The sequence below is a fragment of the Paenalicyclobacillus cellulosilyticus genome (assembly GCF_014647315.1).
Lineage (GTDB): Bacteria > Bacillota > Bacilli > Alicyclobacillales > Alicyclobacillaceae > Alicyclobacillus_J > Alicyclobacillus_J cellulosilyticus.
The window spans coordinates 79,240-103,284 of sequence record NZ_BMOY01000005.1 but is presented as its reverse complement, the minus strand read 5'-3'; the positions used below and the strand labels follow the sequence as shown (position 1 = coordinate 103,284).

Below are 24,045 nucleotides of genomic sequence, written 5' to 3'. Positions count from 1 at the left end.
ATGTATATGGCGTCTTTCAATCGCTCAGCGTCGTACAGCTCCATCATCTTCGCCAGGGTCTTGGCGTTCCAAGTCTTGTCGCTGAGGTTTCCATCCTCGATACTGCCAAACACGGGCAGGCCGCGGCAGGTCCCCAGCCCGAAAATGAACTGCTTCAGGTCGGGCCGCCGATCCTTGGAGAAGCCGTAGGTGATGTGAAGTTGGTCGGCGTCCTCGTATGCGCCGTACACAGAAATCGACGTCGTGTCAAAATGCAGGCAATCCAAAGGGATTTGGCAGTAGTCCAATGCGGTCAAGGACAACTCTGCGAAGACACGGTCCACGCCCGCTTTGTCCAGCGCGTCCAAGGCTCTGCCCAACGCGTCGTCATTCAACGCGTCCGCGGTCACCCCAGGACCAAGAAGCAGTTCAACATCCTGCCGTTCGTAGAATCGTTGCACGTGATACAGGGCCTTCCGATCCGTGAGAATGTTAATGAGCAGCGCCTTCACACGAAGGCCGACGGATAGGCGACAATCCTCCGGTCTGACCGGGACCATGCGATCAATTCGCTCCACCCAGCCCAAACGACGGATGAGTTCAGCAAATACGGGCGCGGCTTTTACAACGAACTGGGACACAGGCTCAATCAACTGGAAATCCTCCGCTTGAAATCCGTCAGTCACGAAAGATTTCGCTGTGCACAGGTTGGATTCCTGTCGAAATTCGTCCCCTGCCCGAAGATCAGGCGCGGAATCTGTGGAACGACGTACGGCACAGCCCGGCCGTGGCGCTCGCCCACTACCTGCGTCACCGCGGCGCCCGCGTCCGGGCGTTCGATCCGACCGTGCCCATTCAGTTTCCGTATCAGACCGAAACCCTCGCCGCCTGCCTGGACGGCGCCGACGCCGTGGCGGTCGCCGCGTGGCAGCCGGCGTTCGACGGCGTCGCATGGCGCGAAGCGCTTGCGCACGCTTGTGCACCGCTGGTGCTGCTGGATCCCAAGCACCGGCTACAGTCCCGCCTCTCGCCTTGCGGGGCCGGCGTGGACGCCGCATCGACCGGATCCTGCATGATCTTGGCCGATCCAGCCTCCGCCACGGTCCAACACGCAGGTCATACCGCGCCCGGCGGGAGGGTTGCCCGATGACACAGCCCCCGCGCAAGCCGAAGCACGTCCTCTTGGTCAGCCACGATTTTCCGCCGGTCGGCGGGATTGGCGTGCAACGTGCACTCAAGTTTGCGCAGTACCTTGGAACGTTCGGGTGGCAGGTGACGGTGCTCACCGCCAAAGACGTCTACAGCGCCACGATGGACCCGTCATTGGCCGCGCTGATCCCGGAGGACGTCCCAGTCCTCCGCGTCAGCGATCCGGTCTCGAAATGGCTGGGCCGTTGGCAACACCGTTTGGCCGGTGACCGAGGCGCAAACGTCGTCCACGGGACAAAGGGCCGGCGCAGCGACGACGGCGCCACCGGCGCCGCCGGCGACGACCGTGCCAGCGGCGGGATGACAACCATGACACGTACACCCAACGGGCAAACCGGCTCTCTCCTGCGCACCCTGCTCGCGCGCCGCGCCCTCCGGTTGTGGAAGTGGGCCAAGGCGCGGCTGCTCATCCCGGACGAAGCGATGGTGTGGGCCTTGCGCGCGGCCTTGGCGGGCAACGTCCTCATCCGCCAGCGCGGGGTGGATTGCATCTACACCACGTCCGGCCCGCACAGCACCCACCTGGCAGGGCTCATCATGAAAGCAGCCACCGGTGTGCCGTGGGTGGCCGACTTTCGGGACCCGTGGACCGACAACCTCCACTTCCATCACAGCGGACTGCGCGCGCGGATAGAACGGCATCTCGAACGGATGGTGTTGCAGCGTGCGGATGCGGTGGTCACGGTGACAGACGGGTTTCGGCGGTTGTTCGAGCAAAAGGATCCGGGACTGCGGGAAAAGCTCCATCTCATCCGCAACGGCGTCGATGAAGCCGACTTTCCCACCCCTTTGTACCGCGAACCCCAAGACGCGGCCCGCGCCCGCGAAGGAAAGCCGCGGTTTGTCTTGTTCTACGCCGGGATCCTCTACCCTGGCCGGTCGCCGGCCGCCTTCCTGCAAGCGGTGCATGACTTGATTCAATCCGGCCGGGTGGCACGCCAAGACCTCCTCATTCAGTTCGCAGGCGTGTTCGACTATCCGGGCCACGACGACAACCGGCGGTTGGTTGCCGAGCTTGGGCTCACGGACGTGACGGAGGTGCTCGGATACATTCCCCGTGTGGAAGCCTTGGCGCGGATGATGACCGCGGACGTCCTCTTGCTCTTCGGCGACCTGTCGCAACAAGCGGGGGATTACGTGCCGGGGAAGCTGTACGAATATCTGTACGCAGGCCGGCCTATCCTCGCCCTGCTGCCGGAAGGCGAAGCGGCGGACATCGTCCGCCGCGAGAAGGCCGGTATCGTCGTGGACCCGCGTGATCCCGCCGCCATCGCGGACGGGCTGCTGCGCATCCTCGATCTGGCCGCGCACGGCGGTTCGACGCCGCCGCGCCGGAAGCTGGCGGACGTCTACACCCGCCGCGGCCAAGCGGCGGCGCTCGCCGCCTGTATGGACGCCCTGTTGAACGTGCGGGCCGTGCCCGCACAGTTCAGAAGTGCCATCCCATGAGCGCCAACACGAACACAACCGCGCCGACCGCAAGACAATAATACGCGAACGGCCGCAGCGCCCGCACTTCGTGGGTCTTGAAGTGGCGCATGAGGAATGCGGTGGCGAGGTACGCAAACACGCCCGCCACCAAACCGCCCAACACGCCGTATGCAAGCATGGTATGCGCGTGATCGTGCACGGCTTTCGGGACTTCGAGCACGGCCGCACCGAGGATGATGGGCGTGGCGAGCAAGAAGCTGAAACGGGCCGCCTCCTCGTAGGACAGCCCGGTGGCCAGGCCGGCCGTCATCGTGATGCCGGAACGGGAGATGCCCGGAATGAGCGCGAGCGCCTGTAACAACCCGATGAGAAAGCTTTGCGCGTAGGACATCCGGTCGATCTCGCCCCGGCCGCTCCGGCCCTGTCCGCTCCGGCGGCGCAACCGGTCCGCGAAGAGCAGGATGACGCCGTTCAACATGAGGAACAGACTGGCCGAGACGGCAGAGGGGAATAGTTGCCGCAACTTGTGCTCGAGGAGCTTGCCGAGAATCGCCGCCGGAATGGTGGCGACGACGATGAGCGCAAACAAGCGCCGGTTGGCGCGACGCACGCCGCTTGGTTGCCCGCCCAAGCCCAGCACCGCGCCAATCAGCTCAATCCAGTCGCGGCGGAAGTACCAGAGGAGCGCGATGGCGGTGCCAAGGTGCAACAACACGACGAACGGAAGAAATTGATCCGATGCGGTGAGGTTGGTCCACCCCAACAGATACGGCATGATGACCGCGTGTCCGACGCTGCTGACCGGGAACATCTCGGTGATGCCCTGCACCAACGCAGTGAACAGAACTTGGACGACCATGCGAAGCCCCCTTCTCCGTGCGTGATTTCCGCTTGCGTGTCCACCTGCGCTGCCAGCCGCGAGCATTCCACTTCTACTGCCGCGTGCATTCCACTCCATTATAGTTGGAGTTTCCAAGATGGACGAGTTTCATTGGATAGAAGTCTACGCGAACCCCGTAAAGAAAGCGTGACGGTTTTGTAAAGATGAGGTAAGAAAGAAGATCAAAGAGATCCGGGAGAATCCGTGTCCAGAAGTTTTCGGAATGGTTGATGGAGCGGGTCTGGAATCCGTGATCGAGGATGACCGAAACGGGTGGCCAAAGGTTTCCGCACTGTGCGTGCAGCCGCGTGAGGCCGGGGTGGGAGGTCCGTGTTCACCGTCGGCACAAGCGCAGACCCCACCCTGTATAGAGGGCAAAGGGCGGGGGCTGGTCGCCCCCGCCTGCGCCATGTGGTGCCGGGAACGGGACTCGAACCCGTACGGGCTTTCGCCCAGAGGATTTTAAGTCCCCTGCGTCTGCCGGTTCCGCCATCCCGGCGTGAGAAAAACGGGGCGACGAGAGGGGATGTTCTCCATGAAGGGGCCGTGCATCGCCAAGTTTGCGGCGCTTCGGATTTGTCCCAACCATCGCTTGGTTCACTTTTGCGCTCAGGAGCAGTGTAACACCCCGGATGAAGGGCCGTCAACGAGGGGCTGTGCAGGAGGTGCCGTGGATATGGCTGTGGACAGGACCAGATGCCCGCGGCGTGAACGCGGGGCCACCCCATGGGTAACCCCGTGTCGTGCCCGAGAGGACAAACGCCGTGGGTTAAGGATAGGGTACTTCACTCGGTTTGGAACAACGGGGTCGACAGGTAACGCTCGCCGGTATCCGGCAGGATGACGACCATGGTCTTGCCGCGGTTCTCCGGCCGGTTCGCCACCACGGACGCTGCGTGCAGCGCCGCACCGGACGAGATGCCGACGACAATGCCTTCCTCCCGCGCCAGTTTCCTGGCCGCTGCGAACGCGTCTTCGTTCGACACCTGCACCACTTCATCATAGATGGATGTGTTGAGCACATCCGGGACGAATCCGGCGCCAATGCCCTGGATCTTGTGGGGGCCAGGTTTGCCGCCGGAAAGCACCGGGGAATCGGCAGGTTCCACCGCGATGGCTTGAAAGCTCGGCTTACGCGCCTTGATGACCTCGGCGACGCCGGTGATGGTGCCACCCGTGCCGACGCCGCTGATCAGAATGTCCACCCGGCCGTCGGTGTCTTCCCAGATCTCTTCCGCCGTCGTTTGGCGATGGATCTCCGGATTGGCGGGATTTTTGAACTGTTGCGGCATGAACGCGTTCGGGATGGTTTCCAGGAGTTCTTGCGCCTTTTCAATGGCGCCGCGCATGCCTTTGGCTCCGTCCGTCAGCACCAACTCTGCACCCAGTGCCGAAAGCAGCTTCCGGCGCTCGATGCTCATGGTCTCCGGCATGCAGAGGATGCAACGGTATCCTTTGGCAGCGCAGACGAACGCGAGCGCGATCCCGGTGTTGCCGCTGGTGGGTTCGATGATGACCGACCCTGCGCGGATGAGCCCTTGTTGTTCCGCGGCTTCAATCATCGCGAGTCCAATGCGGTCTTTCACGCTGCCGAGCGGGTTGAAGTACTCGAGCTTCCCCAATACCTCGACGCCGCTTTGGTCGCTCAGGCGTTGGAGCCGGACCAGCGGCGTACGTCCGATGAGCTCCGTGATGTTATTGGCGATTTTGGGTCTTGGTGCATACGGCATCTGAACACATCCTTTCGCCCAGTCTTGATGACCTCCGAAGTGCCCTTGACCATTCAGCACCCACGTGCCTCTTCCAGTATAATGGGCTCAGCCATAAGTTCCAATATACCAATCGGACTAGTATATTTAGCGCCTTCGTCCAGGCACACTACGATATGGTGGCATCCAAGCTTCGACGAAAACGACGCGCTCGTTGTCCTCAAGCGGGAACTTAGCATCCAGCGACGGTGCAGGTATCTCATCGCCTTCTTCTTCCGAAACCGCCAAGTAACCAGCCAAAGCGTCACGGGCCATGCGGTACGCTTCCTCGACGGTGTTACCGCAAGTGATACATCCTGGTAGATCCGGAAAGTATACTGAAATCCCATCGTCGTCGAACCGAAACACAGCCGGATACAAGTAACGGTCAGGCAGTTTGCCCATCCCGATGGGGCCTCCTTTCGCAACAGACAGGATCATTTCAATCCAGCCTGCTTCAGTATGCTGTTGACCACGAAAGCGGGCAGGTTTTTGACCGGGTGCGGTACTGTCACCTTGCCCGGATCTTTATATCACGAATCATCTATTACGTAAAATTCAGATTGAATCAAACATGCTCATGGTCGGCAAATCTTATAGCGCGCCCCAGAGCCTTAGGGGCGCGCCATGTGGGTCATGGAGATGCTGATTCGCTTGGCCTCAATCCCAAGTCAATACCACCTTGCCGCACTTGCCGCTGGCAAACGTCTTGTAAGCCTGATCCGCTTCCGTCAGCGCAAACCTGTGCGTGACGATGTCCTCGGGATGCAACCCTTTCCGCACCAGATGCTCCGCGAGCTCTTCCATCTCGGCCAGTCCGCACACCCAAGACCCGTACAGCGTGAGCCGTTTATGCAAAAGGAGGGGGCTGGGCTCGAACGTGACCGTTCCGCCCTCCCCCAAATACACCACGCGTCCCCGTTCGCGTGCGGCTTGCAAACACAGCAGTCGGCCTTGCGGGCTTCCTGAGCAGTCGATGGCCACTTCGGTGCCTTTGCCGCGCGTCAGTGCCATGATCTGTTCCAACGTCTGGCCGTCCGCCGGCAACGTGTGTTGGGCCCCGATGCGCCGGGCCAGCGCCAGCCTCTCGGGCACCAAATCGACCGCAATCACTTCGGCCCCGCTCGCCATCGACAACATGACCGCAGCCAGTCCGAGGGGGCCAAGGCCCACGACGAGGACGCGATCGCGCCCGGAAATTCCCGCACGAAGCACACCTTGATACGCGGTACCAAAGCCGCACGCAATCAAAGCCCCGTCCACGTAACTCAGCTCATCAGGCAGACGAATGAGCGTGCGCGCTTCCGCCAACAGGTAATCGGCATGTCCGCCATCCCGCTGCCAGCCATATGCAGCGCGTTCCGGCGAGGAGCAGCTGATCATGTGTCCGCGCCGGCATTCGCGGCAATACCCGCACCCCGCAATGTGATACACGATCACTCTGTCCCCGCGTCGGAAGCCGGTCACACCCGGACCCACTTCCTCAATCTGCCCCGACGGCTCATGCCCCGCGATGACGTTCTGATAACGTTCCGCACCAACACCCACATGCTCACGATAGATGGCTCGCAGGTCGCTGCCACACAGTCCTGAAGCCTTCATCTTGACCAGAACTTGACCGACTCCGGGTTGCGGGACGTCGAATTCCCGAATTTCGACGCGCTCATGGCCAGGCAGAACGACTCCGTACACTGGGCGCACCTCGTTCCTCAGTTTCCTGGCTTGTACACATCGTGATCGACATGACGGGTCCCGTTCAGCTCACTGATGACGTTGACGGCCACCTTCGCGCCGTCCCCCGCGGTGATGATGGTATGCACGCTCACGCCGGCGATGGTCCCGGCGGCCCAGATGCCGGGGATGTTGGTGCGGCCTTGGTTGTCCACCTCGACGATGGTCTTGATGCGCGGCTCCGTGCCTGGTTTTGTCCTCAGGCCAATCTTCTCCGCCAGGTCCGTGTACGCGCCGGTCGCGATGATCACATGGCGCGCGGTGAACGTCCCTTGGTCGGTTTCAATCTGGAGGCCTTCGGGCGTTTGGCTGACATGGGTCGCCTGTGCCTTGATGATCTCGGCGCCAAACTTCTGTGCCTGTTTTTTTCCGGTCTCGACGAGATCCGGCCCGCTGATTTGCGGGATGCCATAGTGGTTTTCAATCCAGGCACGGCGGGTGATGCTCTGGTCGTTGTCGATGACCAACGTCCGCTTGCCCGCCTTGGCGCAAAAGATGGCGGCACTCGCACCGGCGGGGCCGGCTCCGATGATGGCGACGTCGTACATGCGGATTCCTCCTCGTGTGTCGAAGCGAACATCGGGTGCCGCTCGACGTGGATGGGCACTCCATCTGTTGATTATACATCCATCCGTTTGCAAGCATCCCGGCAAGCATAGTACAGTCTCATCGTGGCAGGTCAGCATCCTGCGTGCTGGCCGCGCCCGCAGACACCGGGCGCCTTTGTGCAGTGTGGACGCGATTCGGAAAGGAGATGGCACATGCGCGGCAGCGCTACCCCGCCGCCATCGTGTCCTGCGGGACGGGACGCCTGGTGGTGGCAGCTCGTGGAACTCGGCTTGTTGCGTGCAGAGGAGCATTGGCTGGTCGAGATGTTCCGCCCGGAGCGGGTGATGCGGATGGTCGAGGTATTACGGCACCGCACGCGATACATCTCCGTCCTGCTGGAGGCGGTGGACGACGGGCACAACCAAGCGGCAGTCCTGCGCTCCGCCGATGCGTTTGGCGTGCAGAACGTCACGGTGGTGGCGGGTCAGCAACCGTTTGCACCGAACAAAAAGGTCACGCAAGGCGCGCACAAGTGGCTCACCATCCGCCAGGAGCCAAGCATCGCCACAGCCGTGCAACATCTCAAGGCGCAAGGATACCGCATCTGCGCCACGTACCTCGGAGAAGGCGCGGTACCCATCGACGAGATGGACCTCTCGCAACCCACCGTGCTCGTCTTTGGCAATGAACACCGCGGCATTTCCGAGGCAGCGGCAAACCTGGCCGACGGCAAATTCTTCATCCCGATGTACGGCTTTGTGCAGAGCTTCAACATCTCGGTCGCCGCAGCCCTGGCCTTGCACGACGCCACGCGGCGAGCGCGGCAGACAGCGGGAGACCGGTACTTCCTCACACCTGCGGAACGACGGAGCGTCTTCCTGCAATGGGTGATGCGCAACCTGCGGGGAGAACTTCGGGAATACGCGGCGAAGCACCTGTCGGCTGCCGATGGCGGCATGGACGCGCAACCCGTGATGGACGCGGAACCTGTATGGGAAGACGAGGAAGACCTTTGACCCATGACCTCCGACCCTGCAGAACACCGCCGAAACCCACGCTGACCCGGCACAGCACCAGCATGAACCACCCCCACTCGAGCCGGTCGGCACCCGCTTCGCCGTCGTGTGCAGACTCGGAAACAAACCACAGGCGGACGCGATGCTTTTGCGCACCACGTCCGCCTGCATGCCCTTGACGTTTCCTTTGCCCGTTACTGCACCTGATAGTGGAACGACATAATCCACATCGACATCAGTGCAATGGCGAAGGTGAAGATGAGCCCGAGCAACAACGCCATGGAGTGCCACGGCGGACCGTCGCCCTCCGTCACGTGCATGAAGAAGAACAGTTGCACCACAATTTGCAACCCCGCCAAGATGATGAGCACGAGCATCAGCGGCCCGAGCGGCATCGCCCGCGTGAGCGCGAGCCAAAACGAAATTGCCGTCAGCACCAAGGACAGGATGTAGCCGGCGATGTACAAGCCCGCCCCGTGCTTGTGCTCCTCTTCGCCGTGCGCACCCGGCCCGGGGCCGAAAGCGGTGTGTTGTCCTGAAGCGTTCGCCACGTTACATCACCACCCCGGAGAGGTAGACGATGGTGAAGATGAACACCCACACCACGTCGAGGAAATGCCAGTAGAGATTCACAATGAACACCTTGCGCGCCGTGATGGGCGTGATGCCGCGGCGCAAGACCTGAAGCAGCGTCAGGAACATCCACACAATACCGACCGACACGTGGCTGCCGTGCGTTCCGACCAAGGTGAAGAACGAGGACAGGAAGGCGCTGCGCTGCATGGTCGCGCCTTCCAGGGCGTCCTTCACGAACTCCTGGGCTTCCAGCGCGACGAACGAGAGCCCAAGCAACATGGTGACGGCGAGCCAGCCGATGAGTTGCCCTTTCTTGCCGTTGCGCATCGCCAGCGTGGCCAAGCCGCCCGTGAAGCTGCTGGTGAGCAGGATGAACGTCTCCGCCGTGAACCCGGGGACATCGAACAATTCCCGCGGCGTCGGGCCCCCGTCCGTATGGGTCCGCAGGACCAAATAGGTGGCGAACAAGCACGCGAACAGCAGCATGTCGGTCGCCAGGAACAGCCAAAATCCCAAGATCCGCAACGACTGATGAACATCCCGGTACTCCATCGGGAGGTGCCGGCGGGCACCGGACGCCTCATGCAGGTGATGCTCCATCACAGCCATGGCTCACAACCTCCCCAGCGCCGCTTCCGTATGCTGAACCTCTTCCACCGGGATGTGGTACTCGTCGTCGTACTCGAACGCCCGCGCCACCATGCAGGCCACCACACCGAGCAGCCCCAGCACCGCCAGCACGTACCAGTTGAAGACAAACCCGATGCCGGCGACGAAGAACGCCACGCCCATCAGGAACGGGCGGCCGGAGTTTTTCGGCATGTGGATGGGCTGGATCTCTTCCGGACGCGGCCGCAGTTCCTGGGTCCGGCCTTGCTGCTTGAGCACCCACCAGTAGTCGCGGTCTTCCACCGTCGGGATGACGGCGAAGTTGTAGTGCGGCACCGGCGACGGCAGCGACCACTCGAGCGTGCGGCCGTCCCACGGGTCGCCCGTCAGGTCCCGCTGTCCATAGCGGATGCTGTAGATGATCTGCGCCACCATGAACAAGAACCCGATGCCCATCAAATAGGCGCCGATGGTCGAGATGAAGTTGAGCGTGCCCCAACCGAGATCGGCCGGGTAGGTGTACATGCGGCGCTGCATGCCCATGAACCCGAGCGCGTACTGCGGCATGAAGCAGACGTAAAACCCGATGTTGAAGAACCAGAACGCCCACCGGCCGAGCCGTTCATCGAGCAGGAAGCCGAACATCTTCGGCCACCAGTAGTACATGCCGGCGAGCATGCCGAACACCGTCCCGCCGATGAGCACCTGGTGGAAATGGGCAATCAGGAAGTAGCTGTTGTGATACTGGTAGTCGGCGGGCGCCACCGCCAACATCACGCCCGTCGCGCCCCCGATGGCGAAACACGGCACAAAGGCGACGGTCCACAGCATCGGCAGCGACATCCGGATGCGGCCGCGGTACATGGTGAACAGCCAGTTGAACACCTTCACGCCCGTCGGGATACCCACGGCCATGGTCGCGACGGCGAAGAACGTGTTCACGTCCGCTCCGGCGCCCATGGTGAAGAAGTGGTGCACCCAGACGAAGAAGCTGATGACGCTGATGGCCATCAACGCGACGACCATCGAACCGTACCCGAAGATGCGCTTGCGCGCGAACGTGGCCACCACTTCCGAGAACACGCCGAACGCCGGCAGGATGACGATGTAAACCTCCGGATGCCCCCAGATCCAGAACAGGTTGATGAACATCATCGGGTTGCCGCCGTGTAGGATGGTGAAAAAGTGCGTCCCGACGATGCGGTCGAGCAAAAGCAGGGCCAGCGCCACCGTCAAGGCAGGGAACGCGAAGATGATGACCACGCACGCCGCCAACACCGACCAAGTGAACAGCGGCATCCGCATCAGGGTCATCCCGGGCGCCCGCATCTTGAGGATGGTCGCCATGAAGTTGATGCCGGTGGCAATGCTGCCGATACCGGAGATCTGCAAGCCTAAGAGATAGAAGTTCTCCCCCGGCCCTTTGTCAAACGCGAGCTCGGACAAAGGCGGATAACTGGTCCACCCCGCGTCCGGCGACCCGCCGAACACGAAGGAGATGTTGAACAACAGTGCCCCGAAGAAGAACAGCCAGAAGCTGATGGCGTTCAAGTACGGGAACGCCACGTCGCGGGCGCCAATCTGCAGCGGCACCGCGATGTTGAACAAGGCGAAGATGAACGGCATCGCCATGAACAAGATCATGATGGTGCCGTGCGTGGTGAAGATCTGGTCGTAGTGCTCCGCGTCGAGAAAGTGGTTGTTCGGCAGCGCCAGCTGCGTCCGCATGAGGAGCGCATCCACACCGCCGCGGAAAAACATCAGCAGTGCACAGATCAGGTACATGATGCCGATCTTCTTGTGGTCGACGGTGGTCAACCACTCGTCCCACAGCCACTTCCACTTCTTGAAGTACGTCAATACGGCCACGATCCCGATGGACGTGAGCAAGATGAGCACATCCGACATCCAGATGAGCGGTCCCTCGTTCCACATCAGGTACGTGTCCGCGAAGTGGCGAAATCCTTCCCACATGTCCACTCGCCCCCTTGCGTCACTCGCCGTGGCCCATGGCCATCTTCATTCCGGCCGCCGCATGCTGCGAAGCGGACGACTGCCCGGCCGGGTGCGCTCCCGCCGCCGTACCGCCCGTCGCGGCACCGCCTTCTGGTTCGGTCGACTCGGACATGCCGGGCATATCGAGCATTCCGTCCATGTAACGGCCGCCCTCCGCCCAAATGGTCGCGTTGAACAAGCCTTTCGGGAACGACGAGTACGCCGCCCGACCCATGACACTCGGCTGCTTCAGGCGCTGATAGCCCGCCTTTGTCAGCGGCGGCGCCGTCTGTTTCACCCGCGCCACCCACTGGTCAAACTTGTTCTGCGAGGTTGCAATCACGTGGAACTGCATGTGCGCAAATCCCTTGCCCGTGAAATTGGCGCCATGACCATAGTAGGTTCCCGGGCGATCCGCCTGCAGCCACAGCCGCATCGCCATGCCGGGCATGGTGTACTCCTGACCGCCGAGCTGCGGTACCCAGAACGAATTCATCGGCGCGTCCGACGTCAGGACGAACTGGACGGGGACCCCGGTCGGGATCTCGCAATAATTCACCGTCGCAATCCCTTGATCCGGATACTCGAACAGCCATTTCCAGTCGAGTGAGGTCACGTCGATGGTCAACGGCTTGACGTCGCTTTCCGGAGGTTTCGTCAACGCGAACGTCGTCTGTCCGGTGTAAAAGCCGAGGATGCCGATGATGACAATCGGCACACCCCACCACACGACTTCGAGCCACTTGCTCTCCGACCACTCCGGCTTGTACGGCGCGTGATTATCCGGTTTATCCCGATAACGCCAGACAATGTAAAACAACAACACCAAGACAGGAATGACCACGATGCCAATGAGAATCGCTGAGAGAATGATGAGACGCAATTCGGTCCGGCCGACCGGTCCGGCTGGATGCAGGACCTGGTATTCCGGCCCGCAGCCGGTCACAAGGACGAGTGCAGCCAGCAGCAGCCAACGCCATCGCCGCATGCCCGTCCATTGTCCTCGCGTCACGCTGGCACACCCCTTTCCCAACCGTGGCCGCCGGATGGCACAAATCGACCATCGACGGCGCTCCAGCCGATCTGAGCGTACTGCGCCGGTCGGGGTGCGGGCAGACACAAACCACTCATTGGCCATAGTCCATTCGGACCAGTACATGAGACGGAATCTTGCAAGAAAGGTGAGATTTCCTCACTCGTCATGCCGGACGGGCGGCATGTCCGCCGAAGGCTGCTTCATGAACCCAGCACATCCACGCTGACGACACCGGGCAAGTGGGCGACGGCGTCAAACAGATCCGTCACGGCGGCACGGCGTTCCACCAAGCACACGACGGTGAACTCCCGGAAAACCTTGTCGCCGCTCGGGGTGTTGCGGACCCGCTCGACGCGGCACTCGAGGACGGGCAGCTGGCCGAGCACATCGGATGCACGCACGCCTTCGGCGAGACGGATGGTCATCGTCACCTCTTTCTCGCGCAGGACGTGCGGACCCCGTCGCTGCAGGACCCAAGGCACCAACTCCACGCTGATGAGCAGAAGCACGACGCCAAACAGCGCCTGGGCGTAGAACCCGGCCCCCACCGCGATCCCGATGCCCGCCGACGCCCACACCATGGCCGCGGTGGTCAAACCGGAGATCACTTCGTTGCTGCGGCGCATGATCACGCCCGCGCCAAGAAAACCGATGCCGCTGACAATCTGTGCCGCCAGGCGCATCGGATCGGTGCGAATGACATTCGTTCCTGCTCCCGCAGGAACCAACGAGGCATCTACGGACACGATGGTCAAGAGGCAACTGGCGATGGAGATGACCAGGCAGGTGCGAAGCCCGAGGGGTTTGCGTTTCATTTCCCGTTCCAGGCCAAGCAACATCCCGAGCGCAGCTGAGACGACGAGTTTGAGGATGTCGTGGTGATACACGGTCGCGCGCCTCCGTCTGCGCGGCGCCCGTGCCAACGGATGCGGCACCCTGGCGCCGCGCGGGTGGTGATTCTATCATCCCACACGCGCGGCCGGGGCTCAATGACGTTCCGGGTGTACGACGGCCCGCTTGTCTGCCGGTTTAAGCCAGCCAGTGCCGCAACCGGCCGACGATGAGCACCGCCCCCAATACCAGCACCACCCCGACCATCACGGCCATCCACACCTGCGTGATACGCGACGGCCTGTCCTTGATCATCCTCATCCCCCCGCATGGCGTCCGTCACCGGATAGCTATGCGCGCACACGCGCGTTTTGATGCGATCCCGGCCACGCCGACACAGTCCCGGCGAAGTGCACCGCCATGGCAGGCGCAGCGAAACCGTCCCGGCAACCGCCCGCAGATGGTATACTTGAAGTCGGTGCCCGCCATCGGTGCGGCGATGCAAGCGGAGGTGACGCGAATGACGGCGACCGTCACGATGCAGGTCGAGGTCCGTTGGGGCGAGTGCGATCCCGCCGGCATCGTCTACCACCCTGTGTACCTCGACTGGTTCTCCACGGTGCGGATGCATTTTTTGCGCCGCTTCGGCGTGCCGTACATGCAAAGCCTGCATGACGCCGGCCTGGTCATCGTCGTGCTGTCGGCCACGTGCTCATATCACAAAGCCGTCCGCGCCGAGGACGTCGTGACGGTGGAGGCGACACTGCGGTCGTTGACACGGACCCGGCTCGTGTTCACATACCGTGTCCTCGATACGGCGGGTGACGTATGCGCAACCGGGAGAACGGAACACGCGTTTCTGGATCTGGAGCGCAAGCAGCCCGTGAATGTGGCGAAGCGGTTCCCCGCGGTATGGGACCTGCTGCAGCGATTGCCGGTGGCACCGGAGCCGCCATCGAGGGGTTGACTTGGTTTCCCACCGTGTGCTAAGATTACTCCCGTCGCTGGCGCCGGTCGTTCCGGTGCGGACCATGAAGCGGATCGCGCGGCTGTAGCTCAGAGGGAGAGCACCACCTTGACACGGTGGGGGCCACAGGTTCGATTCCTGTCAGCCGCACCATATCGGAATGTCTGAATGTCTGAGAAGCCTTGTGCAACAAGGCTTTTTATTTTTACTGCGGCCTTTGCCGCCGCCGCGTCCGTGCGCACGGGCGACCACGCGGACGGGCGACAAGGCGCGGCGGGCGACAAGGTACGGCGGGCCGTTCGTTCATTCTGCCTGCTTCCCACCCTGTGCGCCGCTCGGCCGCGTGACCGCTTCCATGCCGGACAGGCCGCCCGCCGGCCGCGGCGTAAGGAGGGAGCGCTCCAAAAACGACGCCACTTCCTGCACAACGCGGGCGAGATCCGGTTCGAGCGGCCCGCCGCGCGCGATGAACTCATGATCGCAGTGCCGGATCCACAAGAGCTGCACCGGATCCCCCGCCACCCGCAGCCGCGTGTAGAACGCGACGGAGATGGACGGCGGGTCCACCTGATCGCTATCCCCCTGCACAATGAGAAACGGCGGCGCGCCGGGGTGGACGTACGTCACGGCGCTGGCCGCGCGGATGACGGACGGCGTGAAAACGCCGAACACAGGGTTCGGGGTGCGGCCGTGTCTGCGCACCCACACCTGTGCTTGGTGGCTGCGGTCGACCGGACCGAACATGTCGACGACCGCCGCCACCGTGCTGGGCACGCCGGGATACGGACCGCGATCGAACCCAGCCGCCGGTCCGGCGAGGCCGGCGAGACTGGCGAGCGCACCCCCCGCGCTGTCGCCCATGACGGCAATCCGCTGTGGGTCTAGCCCCCACGCGCGGCCGTGGACGCGCAAGAAGCGGATGGCGGCTTTCACGTCCTCCATCTGCGCCGGCCATGGATACCGTGGCGCCAACCGGTAGTCAATGGACGCAAACGCAATCCCGTGCGCCACCAGGTCCCCCTCAATCCTGGCCAGCACCCAGTTGCGGGGCGCAACCCAGTCGGGTCCGATGACACCGTTGCCGTGCATGAGGCTGCCGCCGTGAATGTAGAGGACCACCGGGTGCGGACCAGATGCCGGTTTTGCCGGCAAAAACAAGTACATGGTGCCGCGAAAGCCGCCCAGGTCTTCGTAGGTAAGCTCATGCCGGGTGCCGCGCAACGCGGCATTCCACAGGTGCCACGGCCAACCGCGCACGCCCGCCAAGGCAGCACTCCACGCGAATGCGGGCATTGCTCCCCCGCCCGCACCACTCACCAACATGGCGGCGCAGGCGACCATCGCGCCCGCCACGGCACGCCACACCTGCACCAAGCCCACCATCCTCCGCATCAAGGTATCCCCGTTCATCGTGGCCGCTGGGACCTGCCGACCGACCTGCCCGGGCAGGACACGGCGCATCCCCGGTTTGTGGTATCATGGGATGGAAAACCCCGCCGTGGGGGAGACACTTCTGCCAAGGAGGCGACGATGATGACCACAGAACGCACCGGCGTGGTGACGTTTGCCGGGAATCCTGTGACGTTGATAGGCCCGCAGATCCAGGTCGGCCAGAAGGCACCCGATTTCGAGGTCCTCGCCAACGACCGGTCCAAGGTTCACCTCTCCGATTTTCACGGCAAGGTCAAGCTCATCAGCGTGGTACCGTCCCTCGACACCGGCGTCTGCGATGCGCAGACCCGCCGGTTCAATCAAGAAGCAGCCGGACTCGGAGAGGACGTCGTGGTCCTCACCATCAGCGCCGATCTGCCGTTCGCCCAGAAGCGGTGGTGCGGTGCGGCCGGGGTCGATCGCGTCATCACGCTGTCGGACCATTACGACATGTCGTTCGGCCGCGCCTACGGAACGTATATGAAAGAACACCGCTTGGAATGCCGCGCCGTGTTCGTCGTCGACAAGGACGACCAAGTGACCTACGTCGAATACGTGCCGGAGGTCACGCAGCACCCGAACTACGAAGCCGCGTTGGCGGCCGTGCGGCAAGCGGCCGGGAAGTGAGGCGGGCAGAGAGCCCTAAGGCCGCGCAGACCGCGGGTTTAGGGCTCTTCAAACGCCCCACCGCATCCGTTCAATCAACCCTTGGATGTCTTGCACCACCCGGTCGGGATTCAGGTCCGCCCCAACATATTCGGCGCGGACGTTGCCGTTCTCATCGACCAAATCCACCTGCGACGTGTGGCCAATCTGCCCTTTTGGCCCGCTTTCCGTCACGATGCCCCACCGACGCAACATCGCCGCCGTCTGCGCCGGCGTCGCGCGCAGAAAGTACCAAGCGCGTGGATCGGCATGAAAATGCCCGGCGTACGTCCGGATGACCGCGGGCGTGTCGCGCGCCGGATCGAGCGTGACCGCGACCAGCACCACCTGCCGGCCGAGTTCCCCCGACGCTCGCAACCGGTCTTGGATCTGTTCAAAACGGTACATGGTCAGCGGGCAAACGTCCGGGCAGTGGGTGTAAAACCAGGTGATGACAAAGATCTTCCCGCGCAGGGTGTCGAGGGTCACGGTCCGGCCGTCGAGGTCCTGCGCCTGAAACCCCGGTGCCTGTTTCAGGACCGGCAGCGATCCGCCCCCTTCCCGCACGATGTAGCTCAGCCCCCAGGCGATGGCGGCCACCAATCCGGCACTGAGCAGGTAAAACGACCAGCGCAGCCATTTGCGCGCGGGGTGTCCCCCCGCCGACTCAGTCGCCACAGGCGTCGGTGCATGCATGTGCGTTCACCCCTCCTCGCCGCGGCGGATGTGGAAAGGGGTACCATGGCCTGTCGCCCAACTCCGACTTCTCGTTTCATTCTATCTCATTTTGCTGCCGCTGTGGCAAGCAAAACGCAGCCCCGCACGGGGGCTGCGCTTCGGGTGGCACGCTGCCGCGCTTGCTGGTGATGCACGTTGCGGCTTACAAGCGGACAAAGTCGGCCATCGACCGGACGGTGACATGACCGGGCTGGGCGGGCATGAACGTCCGCGCACCAGGCTGCAGGGTGAGGAACACCACTTCTTTCTCCCGGCCGGGGACGAGATCGAAGAAGTTGTCGCTGAAGACGCCGTCCACCTCCGCCGCCAGCCACACCTGCTTGGCAAGCACATCGGTCGCGAGGACGAAGCGGACACCATCGCCGTCCCGGATTTCCCGTACCGAGATGTTCGGCACCGACAGAGCCAGGTCCTTGGCCGGGACGAAGTAATGCTCTTTCTCGTCCACCACCGCATCGCCCTGCTCCAGGGTCGCCACCAACACGATGCGATCCGCCGGCCCCAGCGCCAAAAGGTGCGATTTGCGCAGCGACACGGCCTTGACCACCGCACCCGGCGCGACCGCGACCGCTTCGGCTCCTTCCTGCAGCACCTGGCCGGCAAAGTCCAGCAGACGCCAACGCAGGTGGCCGGTCATCGGCGTCAACACGTCCGAGACGACGTACACGTCGACCGTTTCCGCGCCCGTCCCGTCGATGTTGACCGCCACCGGGCGGTAGCAACGCTTGGCGTAGTACTGCGTCGCCTTCCAGCGGCCGAAGTAGTCGATGCTCGACCACGACGCCACCGGCCAGCAGTCGTTGATCTGCCAGTAGAGGCTGCCCATGGTGAACGGCTTCTTGCGCCGGTGCGCCTCGATGGCCGTCTTCATCGCTTCCGCCTGCAACACCTGGCTGACGTAGAGGAAGGACGGAAAGTCCTTCGGCTCCTTCATGTAGATGTCCATGTATTCCTTAATTAAGAAGTTGCCGCGGCCGTTCTTCTGGTGGGCCAGCATGACCTCCGAGTCGAGCCGAAGGTCGGATTCTTCCGCGTACGCCCGCACCGACTTGTACTCGGGGAACGACTGGAACCCGTACTCGCTCATGAAGCGGCCGATGTTGATGTTGTAGTTCTCAAACGGCTCGACCGCGTGCCAGACACCCCAGTAGTGGATGTCGCCGCTGGTCGTGCGGTTGGTCGCGTGCTGGCGGGCGTCGTTCGTCCAGGCGGCCATCGGCGAGGACGGCCAGTAGGGTGCGCCCGGCGCCAAACGCTGCACCGCCTCCGGCAGAATGCGGTGGAAGATGGCCTCGTAATCTTGCCAGATCTTCTTCCGCACCTCCGGCGGGTACTGTTGCTTCCATCCCCACCCCAGGCGCTCGTCGTACTCCGCCCACGCCACGTCGATCTCGTTGTTCCCGCACCACAGCGCAATGCACGGGTGGTTGCGCAGCCGGCGGATGTTGTCTTCCGCCTCCGCCGCGACGCTCGCCAAGAAGTGTTCGTCGCCCGGATACATGCTGCAGGCGAACATGAAATCCTGCCAGACGAGGATGCCGTACTCGTCGCACAGGTCGTAGAAGTCATCCTGCTCATAGATGCCGCCGCCCCACACCCGCAGCATGTTCATGTTCGCGGCCGCGGCGCTCGCCACCTCGTGCCGGTAGCGTTCGTAGGTAACTTCCGTGATGAAGCTGTCGTTCGGGATGTGGTTCGCCCCGCGGGCAAACACCGGCACCCCGTTCAATTCAAAGTAAAACGACGTGCCGTGCTCGTCCGGCTCCTGCACCAAGCGCAACCGCCTAAGCCCTGTCCGCACCGACCGCTCGGCAAGCACACGCCCGTCCGTCGCGACTTTTGCGTGGAAGGTGTACAGGTACGGTTCGCCGAGGCCATTGCACCACCACAGGCGCGGTTGGTCCATCACAATGTCGACCCGCACCCGGTTCACGCCGGGCGCAAGCTGCGCCTTGACCGCAGCGCACGCGCCGTCGGTGCTGACCGTGACGTCCGCCGCGATGGCCCGGTCCGCCTCGACCTCCACCCAGGCCGTCAACTGCGCCCGCTCGGCGGTCACGTCCCGTTGTTCGATGAACAGGTCCGTGATCCGGCAGTCCGCCCAGCCCTCCAGCCAGACGTCGCGCCAGATGCCGCTCGTCACGAAGCGCGGTCCCCAGTCCCAGCCGTAGTGGTACGGCGCCTTGCGAGCAAACACGCTGATGCGCTTGTCGCCGAGACCCCCGAGTTCCGATTGATCGTTGACCGCGGGCAACCCGTAACCGAGCCGGTTCAGCTTCGGCAGGTCCACCTTGACCGGGGAATGAAAATACACCCGCAGGTGGTTGCCTGTCTCCTGCAGCAGGTGCGTCACGTCGAGGCGCCATGTGCAGAACATGTTGTCCGCGCGCAGGACGAGCTCGCCGTTCAGGTAGACGTCGGCATACGTGTCGAGCCCGGCAAACACCAGTTCTTTGTGTGCCATCCCCCGTACGTCGGGCGGCACGTCGAACGTGGTTTCATACTCCCAATCCTGCTTGTCGATCCACTGCAGCCTGCGCTCGTTCGTGCCGTAAAACGGATCCGGGATGCGCCCGTTGCGCAATAGGTCAGTGTGCACGCACCCGGGCACCTTGGCCGGCAACCAGCCGGTCTCCCCTTCCCCCCGAAACCGCCACTCGGTCAAAACCGCTTTCGTCGTCGCCATGCTGTCCTCCTCACGTGCCGCCTTCCCCGCGCGGGACACCCGATGCGCCGGTGGATGGAGCGGCAAGCCCAGATTCGCCGGTTGGCTGTCTTGACAGCTCGAGCCAAATTCGCAGTGAATTATACCGCGATCGAAACCGGATTCATAGTCCAAATCCCACTTTCTTCACATCCCTGCCCATCAGGACAGCCGTTCCGGACAAGTCTGGTCAGGCCAAGCCGCGGCCCAGGCCCGCGGGCGAGCCGCGGGCCGTCGCATGCGGAGACGGTCATGTCAGTTCAGACGCAGGCGTGGGGGCAGGCGGCGAGGGATGGGGCGGCTCAGCGGCCGGTTGCACCTGGAACGGCCAACCATGGCCGCGCCCGATGACCGCCGCGCACGCCGGGACGAACCAGGCGAGCGCCACGGCGGTGTACACAAACAGCCCGACGACCACCGACAACCCAATCTCTTCGATGCTGGCGATCCCGGTGACCAACAGGGAACCGAACGTCCCCGCCATGATCACGGCCGCCGACAGGATGACCCCGCCCATCCGCCGCATGCTCTCGCGCATCGCGGCGAGCGGGGATAAGCCGCGGCGCATCTCTTCGTCAAACCGCGCCATCAGGAAGATGCTGTAATCCACCCCGAGCGCCACGAGCAGCAGGAACGCGAAAAACGGAACGGACCAGCCGATGGCGGGGTGGCCAAACCAGCGCGTGGCCAGTTGTTCCACCACGGCGATGGTGACGTAGTACGTCCCCGCGAGCGACACCAGGATGTAGAACGGCGCAAGCAACGAGCGCAGCATGGCGGCCAAAAGCAGGAAGATGGCGGCGAAGACGATGGACAGCGACCGCAACAAATCCCCTCCGGACAACCGGTTCATCTCGGCCTGCAGCGCGGTGGTTCCGCCCACGTACACCCGGCCGTGCCGGATGGGGCTGACAGCCAGGCCACTTTCGACAGCCTGACGGATGTTCGGGATCTTGGCGATGGCCTGCGCCGAATAAGGATTTTCGCTCAACACCACCGTGAATTTCGCGATGTGCCCGTCCGGCGAAATGTAGGCGTCCATCGCCCGCCGCACGCCCGGGTTGTGGTCCAGGGTGTCCTGGGACACGTAGAAACCCGGGTCTCCATCCTGCTGCGCGCGGGCGGTGCTGCGCAAGTACGACGCCACCTGACCGACGCCGGCGCCAAGCTGCCGCGCGGCCGCACCAGCGGCGGAAAGCCCGCTCGTGAGCGGCCCGGCGGACGCTTCATACTGCGCCAGTCCGGCGGCGACACGCCGGCTGCCGGCCGCAAGCACACCTGCGCCCAGGGCCGTCTTCGCCGCGCCGGACGCCCATGCCTCCGCACCGGACGCCACCTGGGCTGTCCCGCCCGCCACCTGTGCCGCCCCTGTCGCCAATTGGGCGGACGTGCTGGACAACCGGGCCATGCCGCCGCCGGCCGCCTGCGCCCCTGCGCTGAGCCGATCCATCCCCGCCGCAAGCGACTGCGCGCCGTGGGTGAGTGCGCTGGCCGAGGCGGCGGCAGTCTGGCTGCCGGCAGCCAGTTGCTTCGCCAACGCCATGATCTGTTGCCACGCCGGGTCGCCCGCTGCGTCCGGGTGGGCGGCCGCCCAGGCGGCAAGGGCGTCCGCGAGCCGCGCGACCCCTGCGGCCGTCTGCTGCTCGGCTTGCGCCATCCCGGCCAAGTGACCGGCCACCTGGTGCGCGGAGGCGGCAGACGCCGCCACGCCCTGCTGCAATTGCTGGAGCGCGGCGTTTTCCTGCTGCAGCGCGGACGTGAAGCGACGCAGGCCACTGGTCAGCGTATCCGCGCCGGACGCCGCTGCAAAAGCCCCATCTGCCAAGCGTCGGCTGCCTGCCGCGAGCTCTTCCGCCGCCGTGCGCAACGCATCCGCGCCGTTTGCCACCTGGTCCGCCCCGCGCCGCAAGGCCGCCAACCCCTCATCTCCTTTGACCCCCGCTTGCGCACCGCCCTGCAAGCTGGCCGCCAACTTGGCCAACCCTTGCTGCACGTGCGTCAAACCGTCCGCCGCCGCTTGGTTCTGGCGCGCCAGATGGAACCATGCCACCGGTTTGCCGAGCGGCTGCGTCGCACTGTCGACCTCCGCCACCCCGGAGACGGCCGCCAACGACCGCGTCACCTGGTCGATGGTAGCCATCCCTTGCGGGGAGCGCAGATTAGCCGAAGTCTGAAGCGCAATCTGGACCGGCATCGCGCGGCCGGCGCCGAACGCCTGGGCCACCTGGCGGAAGCCTTGCACCGACGGCGCCGCCGGGATGTCTTGCATCGGATCGAAGGAGCGGGCACCGGTGGCCGCGAGCGCCACCGGCGCGAGCACAAGGACGCATGCGAGCACCACGCGCCACGGGTAGCGCGTGGCGATGCGGCCCGTGAAATCCCAGAACCGCGACGGCTTATGCTCGCTGCCCACCGCCGGCTGGCGCGGCCAAAACAGCGCGCGGCCGAACACGCCGGCGAGCGCCGGCAGAAACGTGAGACACATCAACAAGGTGACCAGAATGCCGATGGCCACGCCGACCGACGAACGGTACAAGCCGAAGCGGGCGAAGTACAGCACCGCGAACGACACAAACACCGTCGCCGCGCTGAACACGACCGTCTTGCCCACGCCTGCGACCGCGGCGGCGAGCGCCTCACGATGGCTGTGTTGGCGCGTCAGTTCCTCCCGGAAACGGTTGAGGACGATGATGCTGTAATCCGTTCCGGCGCCGAACAGGGTCGCGACCAAGAACGTCTGGGTGAAGGTGGACACCGGCAGGCCGTGTTCGGCCGCCCACGCCACGAACCCTGCCGAGATGAAATACGAGAGCCCGATGGCGCAGAGCGTGACGAGCGGGGCCACGAACGACCTGAACACCGCAAGGAGGATGGCCAAGAGCAGCGCCACCGTCACCACCGCGGTCCGGTCCGCCCCCGCCTGCGACAGTTGGATGTCGTCTTCTTCAATCGCCACGTCCCCGGTGAAATAGATGCGCGCATCCGCCGGATGCCGGGCGAACGCTGCCCGCAGATGCGCCAACGTCTGCGGAAGATGCGGGTCCGTCACATCGGACGGCAAACCCAACAAGGCGATCTCGGTCGTCCCGTCACGGCTCTTGAACGTCTGTGCGGTATCTTGCGCCACGTTCTCCGCATGCTCCACCCAGTTGACACCGTACGCCTGTCGGTGACGGGCTACGTCCTCCAGTACGCCGATGAACGCACGATGGTCCGCGGCGGTCAACCCGTGCGGATTGCGGATGGCGACGATGAGCGTGCTCTGGGCCTGGTGCGCCGGATCGACCCGGTTGAGCAAGTCATGCGCCGTGATGACCGGCGACGAATCGGGAAGATACGTCGTCTTGTGGTGAGATACCACCTCCGGCAGCCGCGGGAACCATAAGCCGACGACGGCCGCGAGCGCCAGCCACGCGGCGATCACTGCCCACGCCCAGCGCGTCACCAGGCGGATGTACGCGTTAAACAAGCTCGTTCCCTCCCTCCGGTCGGCCGGATGCGATGTGGTCCAACACAAGGATGGTCCGGTGCATGAGGTGCACCGCCGCCGCCGCGTCCGGTTCACCCAAGTGCATGGCAATCTCCCGCCACCGCGCCTGGCTGCGCTGGCGCAGCGCTTCGGCCACCCGTTCGCCGGCGGGTGTCAGCCGGAACCACATCACACGCCGGTCGCGCGCATCCGGATAGCGTTCCACCCAGCCGCGCGCGATCAGCCGTTTCGTAAGATTGGTCACCGGTCCGGAGGTGATGCCCATCATCTCGCCGATCTCCGTCGCCGTACACGGCCCGTGCCGGCGCAGGTTGTGCAACAGGAACGCCTGCGCCACGCTCATCCCGCGGCCCGGCAGGTCCCGCACAAACCGCAGGAGCTTCACGGCGAGCAACGGCAACAGGTCGCTCACCTCGGCGGCAATCCGGTCCCAAGCATCTGTCCGTTCCCCTGCGTCCATACACGCCTCCCCCCATCTTG

General features: G+C 63.9%; 22 protein-coding genes and 2 tRNA genes. 6 read left to right on the top strand and 18 right to left on the bottom strand.

All coding sequences use genetic code 11. The features are described 5' to 3' along the window. The coding region (locus IEX97_RS02960) for an IS1634 family transposase (RefSeq protein WP_188881036.1) at positions 1-632 on the bottom strand (632 nt) is incomplete at its 3' end. 134 nt (positions 633-766) lie between these two features. Here IEX97_RS02960 and IEX97_RS13990 point away from each other — a divergent pair. Next, complete coding sequence (locus IEX97_RS13990; protein ID WP_188881035.1) at positions 767-1,129, top strand: hypothetical protein; 363 nt, start codon at positions 767-769, stop codon at positions 1,127-1,129. Next, complete coding sequence (locus tag IEX97_RS02950) at positions 1,126-2,637, top strand: glycosyltransferase family 4 protein (protein ID WP_229776298.1); 1,512 nt, start codon at positions 1,126-1,128, stop codon at positions 2,635-2,637. Before IEX97_RS13990 ends, IEX97_RS02950 begins: the two co-directional genes overlap by 4 nt. Here the strand turns inward: IEX97_RS02950 and IEX97_RS02945 are convergent. From IEX97_RS02945 to IEX97_RS02920, 7 genes are all read right to left on the bottom strand, one after another. Then, a complete protein-coding gene (locus IEX97_RS02945) occupies positions 2,618-3,478 on the bottom strand; it encodes an undecaprenyl-diphosphate phosphatase (RefSeq protein ID WP_188881034.1) in 861 nt (286 codons plus the stop codon). The genes IEX97_RS02950 and IEX97_RS02945 overlap by 20 nt on opposite strands. Positions 3,479-3,911: 433 nt before the next feature. Then, a tRNA-Leu gene (locus IEX97_RS02940) sits at positions 3,912-3,998 on the bottom strand. 286 nt (positions 3,999-4,284) lie between these two features. Then, positions 4,285-5,229, bottom strand: a complete 945-nt coding sequence (gene cysK, locus IEX97_RS02935; protein ID WP_188881033.1) for a cysteine synthase A — start codon at positions 5,227-5,229, stop codon at positions 4,285-4,287. Between the two features lie 126 nt (positions 5,230-5,355). Continuing rightward, positions 5,356-5,652 (bottom strand): type II toxin-antitoxin system HicB family antitoxin, encoded by a 297-nt coding sequence (locus IEX97_RS02930; RefSeq protein ID WP_188881032.1) that lies wholly within the window; start codon positions 5,650-5,652, stop codon positions 5,356-5,358. A 32-nt stretch (positions 5,653-5,684) separates the two neighbouring features. After that, a complete protein-coding gene (locus tag IEX97_RS13985; RefSeq protein WP_373289381.1) occupies positions 5,685-5,762 on the bottom strand; it encodes a type II toxin-antitoxin system HicA family toxin in 78 nt (25 codons plus the stop codon). 145 nt (positions 5,763-5,907) lie between these two features. Continuing rightward, a complete protein-coding gene (locus IEX97_RS02925) occupies positions 5,908-6,939 on the bottom strand; it encodes a zinc-dependent alcohol dehydrogenase family protein (RefSeq protein WP_188881031.1) in 1,032 nt (343 codons plus the stop codon). Between the two features lie 17 nt (positions 6,940-6,956). Further along, on the bottom strand, positions 6,957-7,526 hold the full coding sequence (locus IEX97_RS02920) for an FAD-dependent oxidoreductase (protein WP_188881030.1): 570 nt from the start codon (positions 7,524-7,526) through the stop codon (positions 6,957-6,959). Positions 7,527-7,739: 213 nt separating this feature from the next. Between IEX97_RS02920 and IEX97_RS02915 the strand changes: the two genes are divergently transcribed. After that, a complete protein-coding gene (locus IEX97_RS02915; protein ID WP_188881029.1) occupies positions 7,740-8,543 on the top strand; it encodes a TrmH family RNA methyltransferase in 804 nt (267 codons plus the stop codon). A 194-nt stretch (positions 8,544-8,737) separates the two neighbouring features. Here the strand turns inward: IEX97_RS02915 and IEX97_RS02910 are convergent, their stop codons facing one another. The 5 genes from IEX97_RS02910 to IEX97_RS02890 all read right to left on the bottom strand — a co-directional run bounded on the left by IEX97_RS02910 (position 8,738) and on the right by IEX97_RS02890 (position 13,646). Further along, positions 8,738-9,094: a cytochrome o ubiquinol oxidase subunit IV gene (locus IEX97_RS02910; RefSeq protein ID WP_188881028.1), complete on the bottom strand. Its 357-nt coding sequence runs from the start codon at positions 9,092-9,094 to the stop codon at positions 8,738-8,740. 1 nt (position 9,095) lies between these two features. Beyond that, a complete protein-coding gene (locus tag IEX97_RS02905; RefSeq protein WP_373289380.1) occupies positions 9,096-9,728 on the bottom strand; it encodes a cytochrome (ubi)quinol oxidase subunit III in 633 nt (210 codons plus the stop codon). A gap of 3 nt (positions 9,729-9,731) precedes the next feature. Next, positions 9,732-11,702, bottom strand: coding sequence for a cytochrome aa3 quinol oxidase subunit I (gene qoxB, locus IEX97_RS02900; protein ID WP_188881027.1), 1,971 nt, complete (start codon positions 11,700-11,702; stop codon positions 9,732-9,734). Between the two features lie 19 nt (positions 11,703-11,721). Further along, positions 11,722-12,711 carry a ubiquinol oxidase subunit II gene (locus tag IEX97_RS02895; protein WP_188881044.1) on the bottom strand — a complete coding sequence of 330 codons (990 nt, stop codon included), beginning with the start codon at positions 12,709-12,711 and terminating at the stop codon, positions 11,722-11,724. A 248-nt stretch (positions 12,712-12,959) separates the two neighbouring features. After that, positions 12,960-13,646: an MgtC/SapB family protein gene (locus IEX97_RS02890; RefSeq protein ID WP_188881026.1), complete on the bottom strand. Its 687-nt coding sequence runs from the start codon at positions 13,644-13,646 to the stop codon at positions 12,960-12,962. Positions 13,647-14,110: 464 nt separating this feature from the next. Between IEX97_RS02890 and IEX97_RS02885 the strand changes: the two genes are divergently transcribed. Further along, positions 14,111-14,557: an acyl-CoA thioesterase gene (locus IEX97_RS02885; protein WP_188881025.1), complete on the top strand. Its 447-nt coding sequence runs from the start codon at positions 14,111-14,113 to the stop codon at positions 14,555-14,557. Between the two features lie 78 nt (positions 14,558-14,635). Beyond that, a tRNA-Val gene (locus IEX97_RS02880) sits at positions 14,636-14,710 on the top strand. Between the two features lie 150 nt (positions 14,711-14,860). Here IEX97_RS02880 and IEX97_RS02875 read toward each other — a convergent pair. After that, complete coding sequence (locus tag IEX97_RS02875) at positions 14,861-15,949, bottom strand: alpha/beta hydrolase (RefSeq protein WP_188881023.1); 1,089 nt, start codon at positions 15,947-15,949, stop codon at positions 14,861-14,863. Between the two features lie 141 nt (positions 15,950-16,090). Here IEX97_RS02875 and tpx point away from each other — a divergent pair, with 141 nt between their 5' ends. Further along, a complete protein-coding gene (tpx, locus tag IEX97_RS02870; RefSeq protein WP_188881022.1) occupies positions 16,091-16,615 on the top strand; it encodes a thiol peroxidase in 525 nt (174 codons plus the stop codon). A 48-nt stretch (positions 16,616-16,663) separates the two neighbouring features. On the opposite strand, the gene IEX97_RS02865 is transcribed toward tpx, so the two are convergent. The 4 genes from IEX97_RS02865 to IEX97_RS02850 form a co-directional block, all read right to left on the bottom strand. Then, positions 16,664-17,329, bottom strand: a complete 666-nt coding sequence (locus IEX97_RS02865; RefSeq protein ID WP_188881021.1) for an SCO family protein — start codon at positions 17,327-17,329, stop codon at positions 16,664-16,666. Between the two features lie 184 nt (positions 17,330-17,513). Then, entirely contained in the window at positions 17,514-20,057 is a 2,544-nt protein-coding gene (locus IEX97_RS02860) for a beta-mannosidase (RefSeq protein ID WP_188881020.1), read from the bottom strand. Between the two features lie 268 nt (positions 20,058-20,325). Next, complete coding sequence (locus tag IEX97_RS02855; protein WP_188881019.1) at positions 20,326-23,544, bottom strand: MMPL family transporter; 3,219 nt, start codon at positions 23,542-23,544, stop codon at positions 20,326-20,328. Next, a complete protein-coding gene (locus IEX97_RS02850) occupies positions 23,537-24,025 on the bottom strand; it encodes a MarR family winged helix-turn-helix transcriptional regulator (RefSeq protein ID WP_188881018.1) in 489 nt (162 codons plus the stop codon). Before IEX97_RS02850 ends, IEX97_RS02855 begins: the two co-directional genes overlap by 8 nt. Between the last annotated feature and the right edge of the window lie 20 nt (positions 24,026-24,045).

What these genes read in the sequence shown, in the direction of transcription:
- IEX97_RS02885 (WP_188881025.1), top strand. Translation starts at nt 14,111, where the DNA reads ATGACGGCGACCGTCACGATGCAGGTCGAGGTCCGTTGGGGCGAGTGC.
- IEX97_RS02930 (WP_188881032.1), bottom strand. Translation starts at nt 5,652, where the DNA reads ATGGGCAAACTGCCTGACCGTTACTTGTATCCGGCTGTGTTTCGGTTC.
- tpx (WP_188881022.1), top strand. Translation starts at nt 16,091, where the DNA reads ATGACCACAGAACGCACCGGCGTGGTGACGTTTGCCGGGAATCCTGTG.
- IEX97_RS02920 (WP_188881030.1), bottom strand. Translation starts at nt 7,526, where the DNA reads ATGTACGACGTCGCCATCATCGGAGCCGGCCCCGCCGGTGCGAGTGCC.
- IEX97_RS02860 (WP_188881020.1), bottom strand. Translation starts at nt 20,057, where the DNA reads ATGGCGACGACGAAAGCGGTTTTGACCGAGTGGCGGTTTCGGGGGGAA.
- IEX97_RS02945 (WP_188881034.1), bottom strand. Translation starts at nt 3,478, where the DNA reads ATGGTCGTCCAAGTTCTGTTCACTGCGTTGGTGCAGGGCATCACCGAG.
- IEX97_RS02875 (WP_188881023.1), bottom strand. Translation starts at nt 15,949, where the DNA reads ATGCGGAGGATGGTGGGCTTGGTGCAGGTGTGGCGTGCCGTGGCGGGC.
- IEX97_RS02950 (WP_229776298.1), top strand. Translation starts at nt 1,126, where the DNA reads ATGACACAGCCCCCGCGCAAGCCGAAGCACGTCCTCTTGGTCAGCCAC.
- IEX97_RS02865 (WP_188881021.1), bottom strand. Translation starts at nt 17,329, where the DNA reads ATGCATGCACCGACGCCTGTGGCGACTGAGTCGGCGGGGGGACACCCC.
- IEX97_RS02895 (WP_188881044.1), bottom strand. Translation starts at nt 12,711, where the DNA reads ATGCGGCGATGGCGTTGGCTGCTGCTGGCTGCACTCGTCCTTGTGACC.
- IEX97_RS02905 (WP_373289380.1), bottom strand. Translation starts at nt 9,728, where the DNA reads ATGGCTGTGATGGAGCATCACCTGCATGAGGCGTCCGGTGCCCGCCGG.
- qoxB (WP_188881027.1), bottom strand. Translation starts at nt 11,702, where the DNA reads ATGTGGGAAGGATTTCGCCACTTCGCGGACACGTACCTGATGTGGAAC.
- IEX97_RS02915 (WP_188881029.1), top strand. Translation starts at nt 7,740, where the DNA reads ATGCGCGGCAGCGCTACCCCGCCGCCATCGTGTCCTGCGGGACGGGAC.
- IEX97_RS02850 (WP_188881018.1), bottom strand. Translation starts at nt 24,025, where the DNA reads ATGGACGCAGGGGAACGGACAGATGCTTGGGACCGGATTGCCGCCGAG.
- cysK (WP_188881033.1), bottom strand. Translation starts at nt 5,229, where the DNA reads ATGCCGTATGCACCAAGACCCAAAATCGCCAATAACATCACGGAGCTC.